We start from the raw sequence: 17,241 nt of genomic DNA on the forward strand, positions 1-17,241 counted from the left end.
GCGATGGCGTCCGCCACTTCACCCACCCAAACGCGAAAGCGCGGCATCCGACTGTCCACGATCCTGGATCACACGATCCTGATCGTCGGATCGTTGTTCATGATGCTGCCGCTGCTGATGATCTTCCAGATGACGACCGTTCCGGATGTCGAGGTGATCAAGACCGGACCCAGCCTGACGATCGGGGACGAACTTGGCCCCAACTTCCAGAAGGCAATGTTCGAGGCCTCGGGCTTTTCCGGCCAGAACACGGGCATGAACATGCTCAAGAACTCGTTCATCCTGGGCATCGGTTTTGCCCTCGGAAAGATCATCATCGGCATGATGGCGGCCTATGCGATCGTCTATTTCCGGCTGCGCTTTGCCACGCTGGCTTTCTGGGTGATCTTCACCACGTTGTTGCTGCCGCTCGAGGTGCGCATTCTGCCCTCGTACGAAGTGGTGCAGAAACTGGGGATGCTGAACACCTATCAGGGCCTCATCATCCCGCTGATCGCCTCGGCCACCGCCACGTTCTTCTTCCGGCAGTTCTTCCGCTCGGTTCCCGAAGAGCTGGTCGAGGCCGCGCGGATCGACGGCGCCGGCCCAGTGAAATTCTTCATCGACATCCTGGTGCCGCTGTCGCGTACGATGATTGCGGCGATGTTCATCATCATGTTCGTGTTCGGGTGGAACCAGTATCTGTGGCCCACCATGATCACCACCGAAGAGGACATGTTCACCCTGGTGCGCGGGATCAAGCAGATCACTCAGGTGCTGGAGGGCAACCGCATTCCCGAATACGGCCGGGCCAACCTGCTGGCGATCATCGCCATCATCCCCCCGGTCATGGTCGTCATCTTTTTCCAAAGCTGGTTCGTCAAGGGCCTGACGGAATCCGACAAGTAAGGCAGAATCAATGGCTCAGGTATCCCTGAAGAACATCCGAAAAATCTATCCCAACGGCGCCGAGGCGCTGACCCCGTCCAGTTTCGACATCGGTGATGGCGAATTCGTGGTTCTTGTCGGCCCGTCGGGCTGCGGCAAGTCCACACTGCTGCGCATGGTGGCCGGCCTGGAAGAAATCACCGAAGGCGAACTGACGATCAATGGCCGCGTCATGAATGACGTCGATCCGGCCGATCGCGACATCGCCATGGTGTTCCAGAACTATGCGCTGTACCCGCATATGACCGTGCGCAAGAACATCGCCTATGGTCTGAAAAATCGAAAGACGCCCAAGGACGAAATCGAGCGCAAGGTGGCCGAAGCCGCTTCGATGCTGAACCTGAACGAGTTTCTGGATCGCAAGCCCTCGCAACTCTCGGGCGGTCAACGCCAGCGGGTTGCCATGGGGCGGGCCATCGTGCGTGATCCGGCGCTGTTCCTGTTTGACGAGCCGCTGTCGAACCTGGACGCCAAGTTGCGCAACCAGATGCGGATCGAGATCAAGGCGCTGCAGCGGCGTCTGGGCGTCACCTCGATCTACGTCACCCATGACCAGGTCGAGGCGATGACCATGGCCGACCGCATCATCGTGATGAACGCGGGCCGGATCGAACAGATCGGCACCCCGTCCGAGATCTATCACCGCCCGGCCTCGACCTTCGTGGCCAGCTTCATGGGCGCTCCGCCGATGAACCTGATCGGCGCGCGTCTGGAGGGCGGCCGCGTGATGATCAACGGCGACACAGTGCTTGCCACGGCCGAAGGGTCTGGCGCGGTGACTGTAGGTGTGCGGCCCGAAGATGTACTGATCGGGGCTGAGGGTTCGATCGCCTTTCACGTCGACATCATCGAAGAGCTTGGCGCGCACCGCCTGTTGCACGGGCGTCTGGCGGATCAGGAGTTTACGATCCACGTGGGCAAGGATGTCGAAGCCGCGCCCGGAGAAACGCGGATCTCACTCAAGCCCGACGCGATCAGCCTGTTCCACCCGGAAACCGGAAAAGCCCTGTGATCACGAACATCGTGTCGTCTTTGCCGCCGGTCTCGGATGATGTCCGAGACCGCATATTGGCAGCGCCGCGAACGGCCGAGGCGCACCGCGCCCTGATGGCGCAGACACCGGCGATGAACGCGGTGCAACTGGGCGGAAACGCAACCCGGGACGTTCTGGGTGCACGTTTCTCGGCTGCGGCTTGGAATGTGGAACGTTGCCTGTTCCCCGAAGAAAGCGCAGCCCACCTGGCGGCTGTGACCCCGGACATCGTTCTGCTGTCCGAGGTGGACCACGGTATGTCCCGTACCGGTCAACGTCACACGACGGCAGAAATGGCCGACAAGCTGGGTATGGCCTACGCCTTTGGAGTTGAGTTCCACGAACTGGATCTGGGCGGTCCGACCGAGCGCGCTTTTTGCAAGGATGATTTCAACACCCTCGGGTGGCATGGGAACGCGATTCTGTCCTCGGTTCCGTTCAAACGCGTGGCCATGATCCGTCTTGACGACCATGGCCACTGGTTTGCGGCCGAGTCCGGGGCGTCGGACCCGCAACAGCCGCGGCTGGGTGGCCGAATGGCGATTGCTGCGGAAGTCGCGACCGAGAATGGGCCTGTATGCGTGGTTTCCACCCATCTGGAAAGCAACGCCGCGGCCGCGCATCGGCATGCGCAGTTTCAGCTTCTGCTGGATGCGCTCGATGAGTTTGCGCCCGGGATGCCGGTGCTGATCGGTGGCGATCTGAATACCGGCAACCACCTGCCACCGGATTTCGACTGGCGCCGGGAAACCTTGTTTGCTCTGGCCGAGCAGCGCGGCTTTTCCTGGGAGTTCACGACCGAAGGCCACACCACCCGGCCCAGCCTGATCACGCCGCACCCGGACCGGGTGATGAAGCTGGACTGGTTCGCCGGCAAGGGGCTGATCTGCCGCGACCGGGGTCTGCTGTCGTCGCTGACCGCCGACGCCAAGCCGCTCTCGGATCATGACTGCGTCTGGTGCGCGGTTGAGGTGCCTGACGCCGGGTGACTCCGGCCTGTCCGCGATATTTGGTCACGTGGCCCAACGTCCCGATGAATTTCGGGGCGTTTTTTCGCGGTTCGACTGTGGAAAACGGTTTGGAAACCCCATAAGAACGAGGCCACCTATTCAACAGGCGGAAAACCAGTCCAGTGTTTGACCTCCCCGCGCAGCGCGCGCATCTTGCCGAGAAATTCGATCTGACCCCGTCGCCCGAGCTGGCCGCCAGCATGAGCGACATCTACGCCCGCATGTCGCGAGTCGTCACGCCAGCGGATTGGGCGATCTACGCGCCCTATGTCAAGGCGATCAACGATCTGAAAGCCGAACGCAACGCGGTGATCCTGGGCCACAACTACATGACGCCCGAAATCTATCACGGCATTTCGGACTTCGTCGGCGACAGCCTGCAGCTGGCCATCAAGGCGACCGAGGTCGAGGCCGACGTGATCGTGCAATGCGGTGTGCATTTCATGGCCGAGACCTCGAAGATCCTCAGCCCCGAAAAGACGGTTCTGATGCCAGACATGGAGGCCGGCTGTTCGCTGGCCGAGTCGATCACCGCCGAAGGCATTGCCGAGATGCGCCGCCGCTATCCCGGCGCGCCGGTCGTGACCTATGTGAACACCACGGCCGAGGTGAAGGCGGCATCCGACATCTGCTGCACCTCGTCCAACGCGGCGCAGATCGTGGCGGCGATGGACAGCGGCACGGTCATCATGACCCCCGACCAGTACCTGGCGCAGAACGTGGCCCGCGACGTGCCGCAGAAGAACGTGGTCTGGTGGGAAGGCTCGTGCATCGTGCACGAACAGTATACGGCGCAGGACCTGCGCGAGTTCCGCGAATGGAACCCGGGCACCCGCCTGATCGCGCATCCCGAATGCCCGCCCGACGTGGTGGCCGAGGCCGATTTCTCCGGGTCTACCAGCGGCATCATCAAATACGTCACCGACGAACAGCCCGAAAAGGCGATGCTGATCACCGAGTGTTCGATGGCGTCGAACATCGCCGACGCGCTGCCGCAGGTCGATTTCGTCGGCCCCTGCAACATGTGCCCCTACATGAAGAAGATCACGCTGGAAAAGGTGCTGTATGCGCTGGACACCATGACCGGTCAGGTCGAGGTTGACCCCGACGTGGCGGAAAAAGCGCGCCTTTCGGTTCAGCGGATGATCGACCTGTCGCGCAAGCTGGGAATTTGATCGGGGCGATGCAGACGGTCTCGACCCCTCGGGTGGTCATCATCGGCGGCGGGCTGGCCGCGGTCTATACCGCGCTCAAGCTCGACCCGCACCCGGTGGTGATGATCTCGCCCGAGCCGCTGGGCTCGGGTGCCAGTTCGGCCTGGGCGCAGGGCGGGGTGGCGGCGGCGATGGACCCGTCCGACAGCCCCGAAGCCCATGCCCGCGACACGATGCGCGCCGGCGCAGGATCGGTCCTGCAGGAGGTGGCCGAGTTCGTCACCCGCGCGGCGCGGGATCACATTCTGGACCTTTCCGATCTGGGCACCGGGTTCGACCGGGACGCCGATGGCGGGTTCATCCAATCGCAGGAGGCTGCGCATTCGGTGGCCCGCGTGGTGCGTGTCAAAGGCGACCAGGCCGGTGCCGAGATCATGCGCGCCCTGATCGCCGAGCTTCGGCGGCGTGCTTCGGTCCAGGTGATCGAAGGGGCGCTGGCCGTGGGGCTGGAAAGCGACGGGGCCAAGGTCTCGGGCGTATATCTGGCGCCGACAGATGCGCCGGGGGCCGAACCGGTGTTGCTGCGTGGGGCGGCACATGTACTGGCCACGGGCGGGTCGGCGGGGCTCTATGCTCGCACCACCAACCCGGCGCGCATCCGCGGGCAGGGGATCGGCATGGCCGCACGGGCCGGGGCCCGGATCGCCGATGCCGAGTTCATTCAGTTTCACCCCACCGCGATTGACGTGGGCGAAGACCCGATGCCTCTGGCCACCGAGGCTTTGCGTGGCGAGGGCGCCGTGTTGATCAACCGCCACGGCGAACGGTTCATGCAAGGTGTCCACCCCGATGCCGAACTGGCCCCGCGTGATGTCGTGGCGCGCGCCGTCTATCTGGAAACCAAGGCCGACAACCGGCCCGCGCTGGATACGCGCGCAGCGATCGGCGCGGCGATCCGCAGTCAGTTTCCGGCGGTGACCGAGGCCTGCCTGCGCAACGGTGTCGACCCCGTAACTCAACCGATTCCGGTGGCGGCGGCGGCGCATTACCACATGGGCGGCGTGGCCACCGACCTGAACGGCCGCAGTTCGCTGGCCGGGCTCTGGGCCTGTGGCGAAGCGGCCTCGACCGGGTTGCACGGGGCGAACCGGCTGGCCTCGAACGGTCTGCTTGAGGCGCTGGTCTTTGCCCGCGCCTGCGCCCGTGATATCGCCGGCACCCTGACGGTGGCCGACGCGCCCGAGGTGCGGCTGCGCCTGCCGTCCGGCGGCACCGACCCCGACCCCCAAGCCGTAGCCGAACTGCGCCAGGTCATGACTGATGGCGTGGGGGTGGTCCGCGACGCCGACGGGCTGCGCCGCGCCTTGGGCCGGATCGCCGAGTTGGAGTCGCTGCACGGCCAGTCGCACCTGTTCCGAAACATGACCGCAACCGCCACGCTGATCGCGGCAGCAGCGCTGATGCGCACCGAAAGCCGCGGCGCGCACTATCGGTCGGATTGTCCGGTTACGGCCGAAGGGCCGGGGCGGCGGTCTGATCTGACATTGGACGAGGCCGTGGCGCTGCGGTCGAAAATCTTCAAGGAAACCGCAAAATGCATCATGCCACTGTCCCCGACCTGATCCTCGAACCGATGGTCCGCGCCGCCCTGACCGAGGATCTGGGCACCTGCGGCGACATCACTACCCGCACCGTGATCCCGGCGGACGTGACCTATGCCGCACGGCTGAACGCGCGCGAGGATGCGGTTGTGTCGGGCATGCAGGTTGCGGCCCTGGCGTTCCGGCTGGTGGACCCGACGTTGAAGATCACGCCGCTTGTGGCGGACGGGGACCGTTGCACCAAGGGCCAGACCCTCATGGAGATCGCCGGCAGCGCGGCCTCGATCCTGTCCGGCGAACGCGTGGCGCTGAACTTTGCCGGTCGTCTGACCGGGGTGGCGACCCTGACCGCCGGGCTGGTGGCGCAGACCGCCGGGACCAAGGGGCGCATTACCTGCACCCGCAAGACCACCCCGGGCCTGCGCATCGTCGAGAAACTGGCCGTGCTGCATGGCGGCGGGTTCAATCACCGCCATTCGCTGTCGGATGCGATTCTGATCAAGGACAACCACATCGCCGCCGCCGGCGGGGTGCGCGCGGTGCTCGAGGCGGTCAAGGCGCGTGCGTCGCACATGATGAAGGTCGAGATCGAAGTGGACCGGCTGGACCAGTTGGCCGAGGTTCTGGAAATCGGCGGCGCCGATGTCGTGTTGCTGGACAACATGACGCCCGACATGCTGGCCGAGGCCGTGGCGATGGTGGACGGACGTCTTGTGACCGAGGCGTCAGGCAATGTCACCGTGGGGACGGTGGCCGAGATCGCGGCCACTGGGGTCGATTATATCTCGTCCGGGGCGCTGACCCATTCCTATCGGACAATCGATCTGGGTCTGGATTTCTGATCATAGATCATGACGGTTTCGGCCATTTGATTGGATCCAGCCGGAAGTATTTGGACAGCTGCCCGTAGAATTCGGGCGCGGTATCCCTGAGGGCCTCGGGGCGTTCGAAGAACAGCTCGACCGTGACGGCAAAGAACTCTTCGTGTCCGGTGGCGCCATAGGGGTCGATCACCGTGCGCCGGCCTGTCTCGACCGCGTGCAGATGCGCGTCATACGCGGCCAGAAAAACACGTTCCCACTCGGCATAGCTTTGATCTCTGGCCAGAACTGGCACACCGTTGGTGCCGCCGGACAGATCATCCAACTGATGCGCGAATTCATGAAACACGACGTTGTGTCCGTCATGATCGTTTGCCGCGCCCTGCCGGCTGTGCGCCCAGGACAGGATCACCGGCCCCCGGTCCCAGCTTTCGCCGGTACGGATGATCTCCTGTTCGGTCACGACATAGCCGCTGTGCCGCTGTTGGCGGGACTTGAAGGCATTGGGATAGATCAGGACCGTCGTCAGATTGTCGTACCATTGGTCCGAGTTGACGACCAAAAGGCAAGCTTGTGCGGCGATCGACAGACGCATCTCGTCCGTGACCTCCAGCCCGTCGCAGCCGATGAAATCGACCTGATTCAGGAACAGGTTGATCTTGCCTTCCAAAGTGGCGCGCAACTTGGCAGGCAACCGCTCGAGGATCGGCACCATCGCATGGATGGTTCGCCGCTCCTCATCGCTCAGCGGTGTTAGCAGCAGCGCGGCCCTGGCCCTGGACTTCGACCAGAAATACCAGACCACCAGACCGGCGATTGCCGCAAAAAGGCTCAGAAACAGCACCATGTGGCGACGGTATCTCTATTGCCCCACCTCGGAAAGCCGATTCATTCGGTCGAGGGCTGCGTGAAGTTCGCCAGCCAAGGCCGTTCGACATCCATGCCCTGATACAGCGCATGCAGCAGCAGATGTGCCGTCACCGGGTCGGGGGCAAGGGGGCGTCGGTCCAGTCGTCCCTCCTTGACCGCCGTATCGGCGTCGAAGATCACCGCATCCTCTTTGATGGTGGTCAGCACCCGAAGCTGGGCCAGCGTTTCGGGGTTGACCGCGGTCGGGTCATCCGAAAGGATCACGAAATCGGCCAGCTTACCCACTTCGATCGAGCCCTTCTGGTCTTCCTCGAAATGCTGCCATGCCGGCCAGATCGTCATGGCCTTGAGCGCTGTCATCACATCGACCCGCTGGTGAGGGCCTAGGATGTCGCCCGACCTGGTGCGCCGGGTGACCGTTGCGGCCAGAACCCGCATGCTGTCGGGAAACGCTACAGGCGCGTCGTGATGCGTACCGAACATCATGCCGCGTTCGGTCACCCAGCCGGTCGGCGAGATGTTGTCGGCATTGACCGGCCCGACCGTGTGGTCGCGGTGCCAATCGCCCCAGTAGAAGGTGTGCATCGGAAACAGCGACGGGAACACGCCCAATCGTTTGAGGCTGGCCACCTGATCCTCGCGCAGGAACTGACCGTGCACCAGAACCGGCCGGTTGCCCGGATCGCCATAGGTCAGCCGCGCCTCGTCGATGGCGGCGACCAGCATATCCGTGGCGCCCTCGCCATTGGAATGGGTCAGGATCTGGTGACCGTTCTCGAAACACCAGTTCACCGCATCCTGCAACTGCTCGCGCGTGATGGCGGCGTATCCGGCATAGCCGGGCGGGTAATCCCCGACCGGATCGTAGTAGGGCCGATCCCGCAGCGCGGTAAATCCTTGCGGCGAGCCGTCGATTGTCAGCTTGCACCCGCCGACTCGCACCCGGTCGGCATAGGTGCGCGAGGCGTCCGACGCGATGAAATCGCGCGATTCCAGAATGTCGGGAAAGGCCACGACGTCGATCGGAAGGTCGCCGTCCGCGGCCACCCGGCGCAGGGCCCGAACCACCGCGCCCGAGGAGCGTCCCTCTTGCGCGGTGGTGTAGCCAAAGCGCGCCCACATCCGGCTGCCGGCGCGCGCGAAAGTCTGCAGCCCGTCTTCGCCGACAGCGCCAAGCAGGGGCACCAAGGCGCCGAAGAATGCGTATTCCTCCAGCACGCCGTTCGGCTCGCCAGCTTCGTCTCTTCGGATCACGCCTCCGGGCGGGTTCTCGGTTTCTGCGGTGATCCCAGCCAGTTCAAGCGCCTTGGAATTGCCCACCCCCAGATGGCCCGATTGGTGGATGATCATGATCGGAACATCGCGCGAGACCGCGTCCAGCTCGGTACGCGTGGGGTGGCGCAGTTCGGCCAGTTGCGCGTTGTCATAGCCAAAGCCGATGATCATCCCCATCGCTTCGACCGTGTCGTTATTGGCCTCGGCCCACGTGGACAACGCCGCCTGCAGGCTGGCAATGTCGGTGACCTTGCCATCCGGTGGGGCCAGCAGGTTCGCCGACAGGGCTTGCAAACCGCCCATGACGACGTGGCCGTGGCTGTCGACAAAACCGGGCAGCATCGCGCGCCCGTCCAGATCAAAGATCGTCGTGTCGTCGCCCTGATGGCTGCGTATCTCGGCCAGTTCACCTGCTGCGATGATCCGCCCATCCCTGACCGCGACCGCCTGTACCGTGGGCCGGGCGTCATCGATCGTCAAAATCGGACCGCCGGTATAGATCGTGTCCGCGAGCTGTTGGGCCAAAGACATGTTGCCGAGGGTCAGACCCGCAGCAACGCTCACGGCAGACAGGGACAAAAGACGCATTCCGAACCTCCAGCAGCATATGGCAATGCGCTGGAGTCTAGCACGAAGTTGGCGTCCGGCCCGTGCAATGTTCAGTTGTCGATCCGACGTCGGCGTTCACTTGAGCGCGCGCGACAGGAATTGCCGTGTGTCGTCCTGCTGCGGGTGATCGAACAGCTGCTCGGGCGGGCCTTCCTCGACGATGCGGCCGTTCTGCAGGAAACACACCTTGTCGGCGGCCTGCCGGGCAAAGCCCATCTCGTGCGTGGCCATCACCATCGTCATGCCCTGCTGTTTGAGCATCAGCAGCACGTCCAGAACCTCGCCCACCAATTGCGGGTCCAGAGCCGAGGTAATCTCATCGAACAACATCACCTCGGGCTGCATGGCCAGGGCGCGCACGATGGCGACGCGCTGCTGCTGTCCACCAGATAGTTGGTCGGGATAGTTGTGCATCCGGTCGGCAAGCCCGAAGCGTTCGAACATCTCTTCGATCTGGGGCAGCAGCTCGGCGCGCGTGCGGCCGCGCACGCGGCGCGGCGCCAGCATCACGTTGTCCAGCGCCGTCATGTGCGGGAACAGGTTGAAGCTCTGGAACACGATGCCGATGCGCGCGCGCACCGATTGCGGATCCAGACCCGGCACCGAAATGTCGACCCCGTCCAGCAGAATCTCGCCATCCTCGATCGGTTCGAGCAGGTTGATACAGCGCAGAACGGTGGATTTGCCCGCCCCCGAAGCGCCGATCAGGCAGACCATCTGCCCCTCGTCCACGGTCAGGTCGATGCCGTCGCAGACGGTGCGGTCGCCGAAGCGTTTGACGACGTTGCGCAGGTTCAGTTTCGACATCAACGCCGCTCCCTCATCTGCTTGGCCATAAGGTGGTCGGCATAGCGCGTCGCCGGGATGGTCACGATCAGGAAGATGATCGCCGCGCCCACATAGGGCGTGAAATTGGCCAGCAGCGACTTGAACACGCCGGCCTGGCGGAAAATCTCGACCGGGCCGATGAAGCTGAGCAGCGACACGTCCTTTTGCAGCGCGATCAGCATGTTCATCTGCGACGGCACGACGTTGCGGACGGCCTGCGGCAGTACCACATCGCGCATAACCATACCCTCGGTCAGGCCCAGCGACAGGGCGGCGGCGCGCTGACTGTGGTGTACGCTGTCGATGCCCGAGCGGAAAATCTCGGCCACATAGGCCGAATAGGTCAGGATCAGCGCCAGCGATCCCCAGATATAGGGCGAGTTCCATGGCCGGGTCAGGCCCAAGCCGGGAATGCCGAAGCCGATCAGATAGACGGTCAGGATCACGGGCACGCCACGGAAGATGTCGGTGAAAGCCGCGCCGAAGATGCGCAACGGGAACAGCGCGGGCGATTTGGTGTCGCGGGCCAGCGCGATCAGCAGCCCCAGCACAGCGATCGCCGGTGCCGACCAGGCAAAGATCATCACGTTGATCTTGAAGGCCTCGAGCAGCTTCGGGAAGGTCTTGACCAGGACTTCGCCGTTGAAAAAGCTCTGCTGGACCTTGGCCCAGCCCGGCGCCAACGGCACCAGCACGATCAGCGCAACGACGACCAGAACGGTGCTGGTCGCGGCGATCCGGATCGACCGCCGCCGCTGCTGCGCCTCAAAAAGTTCGCGGCGGGTCGGGCCCGCCGTTCTGTTCTGTGTCATGTCACTTGATCAGCGGAACGCCCGTCGTGTCCTGCAGCCATTTGGCCTCGATCTCGGCCAGCTTGCCGCTTTCAGTCAGCGCGGCGATGGCCGCATCCACGCAGGATTTCAGCGGGTTGCCTTCCTCCATCAACATGCCGAACTGGTCGGGGTTGTCGCCTTGATCGGCAGGGAACTGGCCAATCACCTTGGACCCTTCGATCATCACCGCGCTCAGGAACAGGGCGGTAGGCAGGTCGAACAGCGCGGCGTCGATCTGGTTGGCGGTCATGGCCGCGTTCACATCGGCATTGTCGCCATAGAGCAGCGGGTCCGCATCCGGCTGGATCACGCTGGCCAGTTTCGGCACTGCGGTGGTCGACCCGACCGCGCCCCATTGCAGGCCCTTCAGCGCCTCGAGCGTGGGCGGGGTTTCAACGGCGTTTGCGCTGACCAGAACCGCCATCGGCGCGGTGTAATAGGGGGCCGAGAAATCAACGACCTGATCGCGCTCGGGCGTGATCGAGTATTGCTGGATGTTCACGTCGAAATTCTTGGCGCCGGGCTGGATCGCCTCGTCAAAGGACGACCGGACCCAGACCACGTCATCCGCGGCAAAGCCCATCTCTTCGGCCACGGCATAGGCGACGGCGGCTTCAAAGCCCTGGCCGGATTCGGGCGCGTCGTCCATCACCCACGGGTAATAGGCCGGGTTTCCGGTGGCCACGGTGAACTTGCCCTCGGTCAGGGTCTTGCCCGCGGCGCAGTGCCCGTCCGCAAGGGCCGAAGTTGCGGTGAACGCAAGGGTTGCGGCCGCGATCGAAAGCATCTTGGACATGGATCTGGGTCTCCTGTTGGGAATGTCGGGCCCACGGTAGTGTTGCCCGCCGACCCTGTCCAGTTGGTCGCGGTCTATGCCAGACACCGCAAGAAGTTCAAGCCGTCACGCGGGTGGAATGTTGTGGTTCACCCGGAACAGGTTGCCGGGATCGTACCGCCCCTTGATGCGCGACAGCTGCGTGGCATTTGCCCCGTAGGCGCCGGACAGGTGATCGGCCTCGTCCGCTGGCATGAAATTGACATAGGCACTGCCGGTTGCATGCGGCGTCATGCGATCATAGAGCGCACGCGCCCAGGCGATGCAGGTGTCATCCTTGGCCGGATCTTCCCAACGGGTGTGCACGTTCATGATGAAATGGGCCGAGCGTTGGGGATAGGCTGTCGCCGCAGCCTCGACCCGGGCCATCGCACCGCCGACATGGGCAATGAACACCTCGCAGGACGGGTCCGGAAGGGTCGAGATACTGTCCAGAAGCCCTGTGATTGCATCCGCGGGCAGGGCATCAAAATCGTGGCTTTTCCAATAGTTTCTTGCGCCGGGGGTCAGCAGGGGGTCAAAAGCGGCTTGCCAGTCGACGAAGGCGTGCGGCGAGATCACGTCCACGATCGGGTCCCCGAGGGCGCGCAGCGGCTCCATCGCGGCTTCGCCGTTTTCGATGGGCCCGGCATAGCAGGCGGCAAAGATCAGCACCTCGCGCCCGTGCCAGTCTTCGGGAAGGAAGGGCAGGGGAGGGGCCTTGCGCATCACCGTCCAGACCGTCAGCTCGTCAGGCGCAGTGTCAGCGATCCGCGCGTATTCGGGCAGCAGGGCGGGGCCCTGCTCGATCGGATGCACCACAAGGCCGGACAGCACCTGCGGCCCCAGCGGGTGCAGACGGAACTCGAACGAGGTAACCACGCCGAAATTGCCGCCACCGCCGCGAATGGCCCAGAACAGGTCCGGGTGGCTGCTTTCCGACGCGGTCACGATCGAGCCATCGGCCAGAACAACCTCGGCCGAGATCAGGTTGTCGATGGTCATGCCGAACTTGCGCGTTGTCCAGCCAAAGCCGCCGCCCAGTGTCAGCCCGGCGATCCCGGTGGTCGAGTTGATGCCCGTCGGAATCACCAACCCGTGCGCCTGCGTCTCTCTGTCAACGTCACCCAGAACCGCGCCCGGCGCCACACGCGCGGTGCGCGCTTTCGGGTCGACATGCACCGATTTCATCTGCGACAGGTCCAGCATCACCGCATCATCGGCTACCGCATGTCCGGCGATCTGGTGACCGCCCGATCGGACGGACATGATCAGCCCTGCCTCGCGCACGAAATTCACGGCCTTTTGCACATCGCTGGCCCCGAGCGCCCGGATCACAAAGCCGGGTTTGCGGTCGACGATGCTGTTCCAGGTGGTGCGGGCACTATCGTATTCGGGGCTGCTGGGAAGAAAGACGGATCCACGCAGCGACGCGTCCAAAGCGTCCAGCGCTTCTTGGTCCACGGTTTTGGTGCTGCCGTTCAGCGTTATCAGGTCAAACATGATCAGTCCTCCAGATCAGGTGGACAGGTTTCCTGCGGTGCTGCCTCGGGCAATGGGTTGCGCGCCCCATTCGAGCGAAGGGCGCGCAATGCAAATTTGGTCGTGTCAGGCGAAGATGCCGGGATCGATCCGATCAACTGGCGTGATGACGTCAGCCGGAATGTTCAGACGCTTTGCCGCCTTGCGTAGGCTTTCCGCGTCCGGCGCCTCGTATAGACAATAGGTTTTTCGCTTGTCCGCGCTCAGGAACGAGAAAATCCACTCGATCCCTTCTTCGTCGTTGATTTCCTTGATCTTTACCTTGTCATCGTCGCCAAGCTCAAGCTGTTCGGCGAAGTTCCGTTCGATGATGTACCTTGGCATTATGCACCCCCCTGCGCATGTGCTCGGAGTCTAAGACGCGGATCCTTCAAGTTTTGACCTAAGGGAAACCATACCCAATTCCCGGGCAGTTGCCAACGCTTCGGCCTCAAGCGACAGGGCCGAGCGCAGATCCTGAGCGCGACCGCGACGGCGAAGAGCCCAGGCGCGCGCGGCATTGCTGTGGGCGATCCACGGCGGTGCGGCCATCGCTGTGTCCACTTGGATCGCGGTTTCGAACAGCTCGTCGGCGGTGTCCCAATCACCCAACACGGCGGACAGGGCTCCCAGCCGCCGGGCCGCGGATCCGGTGCAGACGGTTGTCGCGCCGGCCGTGATCGTCAGGTCCCTATAGGGCAGCAGCTTGTCGATCAGCGTTTGGGCATGGTGCGTGTTCTCGACCGCGACGCAGATATCCGCCAGATAGGACAGGGTGGTCGAGTACATCGCGTCCTGCGGCAGGTCAAAACCGGTGTCCGCGATCTCATTGAGAATACGCTCGGCGGGCTCGCGAAACCCCAGTTCGGCGGCTATCAGGCCGAATCCGGGTTTCCAGCTGGTTTCGCCGGGGCTGTCGGACATGAGCCGCTTGATCACAGGGGCCACTTCATGCAACCGGGCCTGCTCGCGCCGGATGGTGAACATCTGAACGCCGTAGACACCCTCGACATGGGCGCCGTGTGTCTGCCGCCCGATTTTGACGGCTTCGCTCGCATAGGTCTCGGCGCGTTCGAAATCGCCATCCAGTATGGCCACCATTGCACGGGCATGGATCTGGACCCAGTACAACTGTCGGTGGTTGTCCTTGTCCGAAATCTCGGTCAGCAGTTTCAACGAGGTGTCGACCAACTGGCGGTCCGCCATCTCGGCACCGACAAACAGGCTGAGGGTACGGTCGCGACCCTGATCGATGTTTCCAAGCTTTTCCGCCACTTCGTGCATGGATTCGAGGTTCTTGCGCCAGTTCAGCCGATCTTCGCCCTGGCGCGCCACGAAGGGAGCGCCGAAGCGGGTCATCATGACGGCGAACCGGGATTTGTGATCGCCCAGCCGGGCGGCCAGTTCCATGCATTGCTGGCCATATTTAGTGCCCTCGGCAAAGTCGCCGATGAACATGTAGGCGCGGGCGATCTGGGCCATCAGACGACACCGCCGAACCTCATCTGTCGGCGGCAGGCTGTCCAATGCCTCGAAGCACAGGCTGATCGCCTGGCCGTGCCGTTGACCGGCCATCATGCATGAATCGGCGAAGTGATGCGCCGCGTCGGCAGCAAGGTCCGTCTGGCCTGAGTGCCGGGCGGCGTCCGAGGCTTCCTTCAGTTTGGCGATTCCTTCCGGCAACCTGCCTGCGCTGTCGTAGCTGCGCCCAAGCAGCAGGTTTCCAACGATCGTCTGAGGGCTTTTTTCGTCGCCGAGTTTTTGCGCGGCCTTCAGGGTTTCCGTCGCATTGGCCAGGGCTTCCTGACTGGCCGACCGTGACAGGGCCATTTCTGTCGCCGCGCGCCACCGGTCATAGGCGGCAGCCCAGTCTTCGGCCTCGGTCAGGTGCCGGGCGGCCAACTCGGGGCGTCGTTCAATCTCGGCCGACCGCAACTGCATCAGCGCGCGGGCGACATTGGCGTGTTGGGCCTTGCGCGTGCTGCTGAGCATGGACTGATAGGCGGTGTCCCTGATCAATGCATGGCGGAATACATAGTGCCCTTTGTGGTGCCCGCTTTCAAAGACCAGTCCAGCGCGACACAGCTCAGCCAGACAAGTGTCGAGCTCTGCCGGGGCTTCCGGCATCGACGCGGCAAGCAGAGCCGGTTCGAACTCGCGCCCGATAACCGACGCGGCAAGAGCCGTTTGTTTGGCGTCGGGCGATACGGCGTCCAACCGGGCCATCAACGCTCCGCTGAGGGACGCGGGCACGTTCACACCGACCCCGCCGGTTTCGTGTATGGCGCGGGTCAGTTCCTCGACAAAAAGCGGCACGCCGTCGGTTTTGTCGACAATCAGGTCGACCAATTCCGGATCCGGATCGCGTCCCGAGACACGTTGCACCAGATGGGCGACCTGCTCGGCATCAAGACGCCCTAGGTGCAGGGTTTGCACATGGCTGTCCCCTTCGGTCTTCTGCATTTCCCAGCCGGGGCGATGCGTGATCACGATCAGAAGGGGAAGGTCGACGCACAACGCTTTGAAACGATCCAGCAACGCGTGGGTCGAGGCGTCGATCCAATGGGCATCCTCGACAAACAGGATGACCGGACGTTGGACGGCCCGGGCCTTTACCGTGGTGATCAGCGCTTGGATCGTCAGGTCTCGCTGTTCCTGGGGCGACAGTTGCAGGACCTGCTGGGCCAAGGTGCTGCGCGGGGCGACCAAAGCGGCGAAGGCAGGTAGAACAAGGTCCAGATCCAGTCCTTGCCGCTGGGCCAGCATGGCGTGAACACTCTCCTGCACCCTGTCGTCGTCAAAATCCGGGTCGACGCCCGCATCCTGTGAAATCCGTTCGGCAACCGGGTGAAACGGGCTGCTGGTCAGATAGGGTGAGCAGTTCAGTCTGATGATGTCGGCCTGATGGACCACGCTTTCGTCCTGCAGAAACTCCTCGATCAGGCGCGACTTGCCGATTCCCGCTTCACCTGACAGCAGGACCACTTCGCCTTTGCCGTCCTGCGCGTGTTTCCAGGATTGCAGAAGGATGCCCTTTTCAAAACTGCGGCCGATCAGGAACCCGTGGGCTCCATCCCCGCGAACCGCATGGAACCGGCTTTCGGCGCTGCGCTCACCCATGACCTGAACCAGGTCGTGCGCGACATCGAAGCCTTTCAGGGGCACGCTGCCCAAGGATGAAACCTCGAACACGCCATCCAACGACCCTGTCAGGTCTGCACGGGGCATGACGACGGCGTTTGCCGGGGCTTTTTCCTGCAACCTGGCGGCCAAGTTCAACACCGGTCCGGTCATGGCCCCTTCTTCGAACGAGTTTTCACCGATCGCATCACCGACAACCACGTCGCCGCTGGCGATGCCGATGCGCACGGCGAGCGGGGTTCCGTCGGGCGTCGTCATCTGCCGGACCCTTCGCACGGCTTCGAGACCAGCTTTGACGGCCCGAATGGCGTGATCCTCATAGGCGCGGGGCCACCCGAAAAAGACCAGCAGCCCGTCGCCAAGGTATTTGGCGACATATCCTCCATACCGGCTGACGGCACCTGCGACGGAATCCTGGTATCGCTGCAACAGGATCCGCATGTCTTCGGGGTCGATCCGGTTGGTCAATTCGGTCGAGCCGACGAGATCGGCAAAAAAGACCGTCAGATGGCGCCGCTCGGCCGGAGCGCGCGACGGTTGCCCATCCGTGTCGGGCCGTATTTCGGCTGCGGCTGCTGCGATGTCAGATGTTGGCTGCTCGGGCGTTTGTTCATCAGACAGGACGCGGGCGGCAGCCAGAATGACCTTGCGGTGTCCGAGGCTGACTCCAAGCTCTCGGAGATCGTCATTGGTCAGCAGAGGCAATACGCGTGCATCAACGTCATTTTCCGCAAAGGTCTCTGCGTATTGGCCCAGACCAAGATCGTTCAGCCATGTTTTGACCGTGAACCCCATTGACGGATC

14 protein-coding genes are annotated in these 17,241 nt (G+C 63.3%); 6 read left to right on the forward strand and 8 right to left on the reverse strand.

Annotated elements, in window-relative coordinates; translation table 11 throughout:
• Positions 1–3: 3 nt before the first annotated feature.
• From GOW72_RS13915 to nadC, 6 genes are all read left to right on the forward strand, one after another.
• Positions 4–888, forward strand: coding sequence for an ABC transporter permease subunit (locus tag GOW72_RS13915; RefSeq protein ID WP_170341801.1), 885 nt, complete (start codon positions 4–6; stop codon positions 886–888).
• 10 nt (positions 889–898) lie between these two features.
• Positions 899–1,939, forward strand: a complete 1,041-nt coding sequence (locus GOW72_RS13920) for an ABC transporter ATP-binding protein (RefSeq protein ID WP_170367244.1) — start codon at positions 899–901, stop codon at positions 1,937–1,939.
• Complete coding sequence (locus GOW72_RS13925) at positions 1,939–2,949, forward strand: endonuclease/exonuclease/phosphatase family protein (RefSeq protein ID WP_170367460.1); 1,011 nt, start codon at positions 1,939–1,941, stop codon at positions 2,947–2,949. The genes GOW72_RS13920 and GOW72_RS13925 overlap by 1 nt, the downstream gene beginning before the upstream one ends.
• A 143-nt stretch (positions 2,950–3,092) precedes the next feature.
• Positions 3,093–4,145: a quinolinate synthase NadA gene (gene nadA / locus GOW72_RS13930; protein WP_170367245.1), complete on the forward strand. Its 1,053-nt coding sequence runs from the start codon at positions 3,093–3,095 to the stop codon at positions 4,143–4,145.
• Between the two features lie 8 nt (positions 4,146–4,153).
• On the forward strand, positions 4,154–5,746 hold the full coding sequence (locus tag GOW72_RS13935) for an L-aspartate oxidase (RefSeq protein WP_170367246.1): 1,593 nt from the start codon (positions 4,154–4,156) through the stop codon (positions 5,744–5,746).
• Positions 5,719–6,567, forward strand: a complete 849-nt coding sequence (gene nadC / locus GOW72_RS13940) for a carboxylating nicotinate-nucleotide diphosphorylase (protein WP_170367247.1) — start codon at positions 5,719–5,721, stop codon at positions 6,565–6,567. The genes GOW72_RS13935 and nadC overlap by 28 nt, the downstream gene beginning before the upstream one ends.
• A gap of 7 nt (positions 6,568–6,574) precedes the next feature.
• On the opposite strand, the gene GOW72_RS13945 is transcribed toward nadC, so the two are convergent.
• The 8 genes from GOW72_RS13945 to GOW72_RS13980 all read right to left on the reverse strand — a co-directional run bounded on the left by GOW72_RS13945 (position 6,575) and on the right by GOW72_RS13980 (position 17,232).
• Positions 6,575–7,393, reverse strand: coding sequence for a M90 family metallopeptidase (locus GOW72_RS13945; RefSeq protein ID WP_170367248.1), 819 nt, complete (start codon positions 7,391–7,393; stop codon positions 6,575–6,577).
• A gap of 41 nt (positions 7,394–7,434) precedes the next feature.
• Positions 7,435–9,279: an amidohydrolase gene (locus GOW72_RS13950; RefSeq protein WP_170367249.1), complete on the reverse strand. Its 1,845-nt coding sequence runs from the start codon at positions 9,277–9,279 to the stop codon at positions 7,435–7,437.
• A 96-nt stretch (positions 9,280–9,375) separates the two neighbouring features.
• Positions 9,376–10,107 (reverse strand): amino acid ABC transporter ATP-binding protein, encoded by a 732-nt coding sequence (locus GOW72_RS13955; RefSeq protein ID WP_170367250.1) that lies wholly within the window; start codon positions 10,105–10,107, stop codon positions 9,376–9,378.
• Positions 10,107–10,940 (reverse strand): amino acid ABC transporter permease, encoded by an 834-nt coding sequence (locus tag GOW72_RS13960; protein WP_170367251.1) that lies wholly within the window; start codon positions 10,938–10,940, stop codon positions 10,107–10,109. Before GOW72_RS13960 ends, GOW72_RS13955 begins: the two co-directional genes overlap by 1 nt.
• Position 10,941: 1 nt before the next feature.
• On the reverse strand, positions 10,942–11,757 hold the full coding sequence (locus GOW72_RS13965; RefSeq protein ID WP_170365764.1) for an ABC transporter substrate-binding protein: 816 nt from the start codon (positions 11,755–11,757) through the stop codon (positions 10,942–10,944).
• A 105-nt stretch (positions 11,758–11,862) separates the two neighbouring features.
• Positions 11,863–13,278, reverse strand: a complete 1,416-nt coding sequence (locus tag GOW72_RS13970; RefSeq protein ID WP_170367252.1) for an FAD-binding oxidoreductase — start codon at positions 13,276–13,278, stop codon at positions 11,863–11,865.
• Positions 13,279–13,383: 105 nt separating this feature from the next.
• The gene (locus GOW72_RS13975; protein ID WP_093963294.1) at positions 13,384–13,641 is read right to left on the reverse strand and encodes a DUF4242 domain-containing protein; all 258 of its coding nucleotides are present in this window, start codon (positions 13,639–13,641) and stop codon (positions 13,384–13,386) included.
• A 30-nt stretch (positions 13,642–13,671) separates the two neighbouring features.
• Positions 13,672–17,232 (reverse strand): AAA family ATPase, encoded by a 3,561-nt coding sequence (locus GOW72_RS13980; protein ID WP_170367253.1) that lies wholly within the window; start codon positions 17,230–17,232, stop codon positions 13,672–13,674.
• Between the last annotated feature and the right edge of the window lie 9 nt (positions 17,233–17,241).

This window comes from Ruegeria arenilitoris, from assembly GCF_013032855.1.
GTDB lineage: Bacteria > Pseudomonadota > Alphaproteobacteria > Rhodobacterales > Rhodobacteraceae > Ruegeria > Ruegeria arenilitoris.

Coding starts and splice junctions, on each gene's coding strand:
- GOW72_RS13945 (WP_170367248.1), bottom strand. CDS start 7,393: ATGGTGCTGTTTCTGAGCCTTTTTGCGGCAATCGCCGGTCTGGTGGTC.
- GOW72_RS13965 (WP_170365764.1), bottom strand. CDS start 11,757: ATGTCCAAGATGCTTTCGATCGCGGCCGCAACCCTTGCGTTCACCGCA.
- GOW72_RS13980 (WP_170367253.1), bottom strand. CDS start 17,232: ATGGGGTTCACGGTCAAAACATGGCTGAACGATCTTGGTCTGGGCCAA.
- GOW72_RS13950 (WP_170367249.1), bottom strand. CDS start 9,279: ATGCGTCTTTTGTCCCTGTCTGCCGTGAGCGTTGCTGCGGGTCTGACC.
- GOW72_RS13960 (WP_170367251.1), bottom strand. CDS start 10,940: ATGACACAGAACAGAACGGCGGGCCCGACCCGCCGCGAACTTTTTGAG.
- GOW72_RS13935 (WP_170367246.1), top strand. CDS start 4,154: ATGCAGACGGTCTCGACCCCTCGGGTGGTCATCATCGGCGGCGGGCTG.
- GOW72_RS13970 (WP_170367252.1), bottom strand. CDS start 13,278: ATGTTTGACCTGATAACGCTGAACGGCAGCACCAAAACCGTGGACCAA.
- GOW72_RS13955 (WP_170367250.1), bottom strand. CDS start 10,107: ATGTCGAAACTGAACCTGCGCAACGTCGTCAAACGCTTCGGCGACCGC.
- GOW72_RS13915 (WP_170341801.1), top strand. CDS start 4: ATGGCGTCCGCCACTTCACCCACCCAAACGCGAAAGCGCGGCATCCGA.
- nadC (WP_170367247.1), top strand. CDS start 5,719: ATGCATCATGCCACTGTCCCCGACCTGATCCTCGAACCGATGGTCCGC.
- GOW72_RS13920 (WP_170367244.1), top strand. CDS start 899: ATGGCTCAGGTATCCCTGAAGAACATCCGAAAAATCTATCCCAACGGC.
- GOW72_RS13975 (WP_093963294.1), bottom strand. CDS start 13,641: ATGCCAAGGTACATCATCGAACGGAACTTCGCCGAACAGCTTGAGCTT.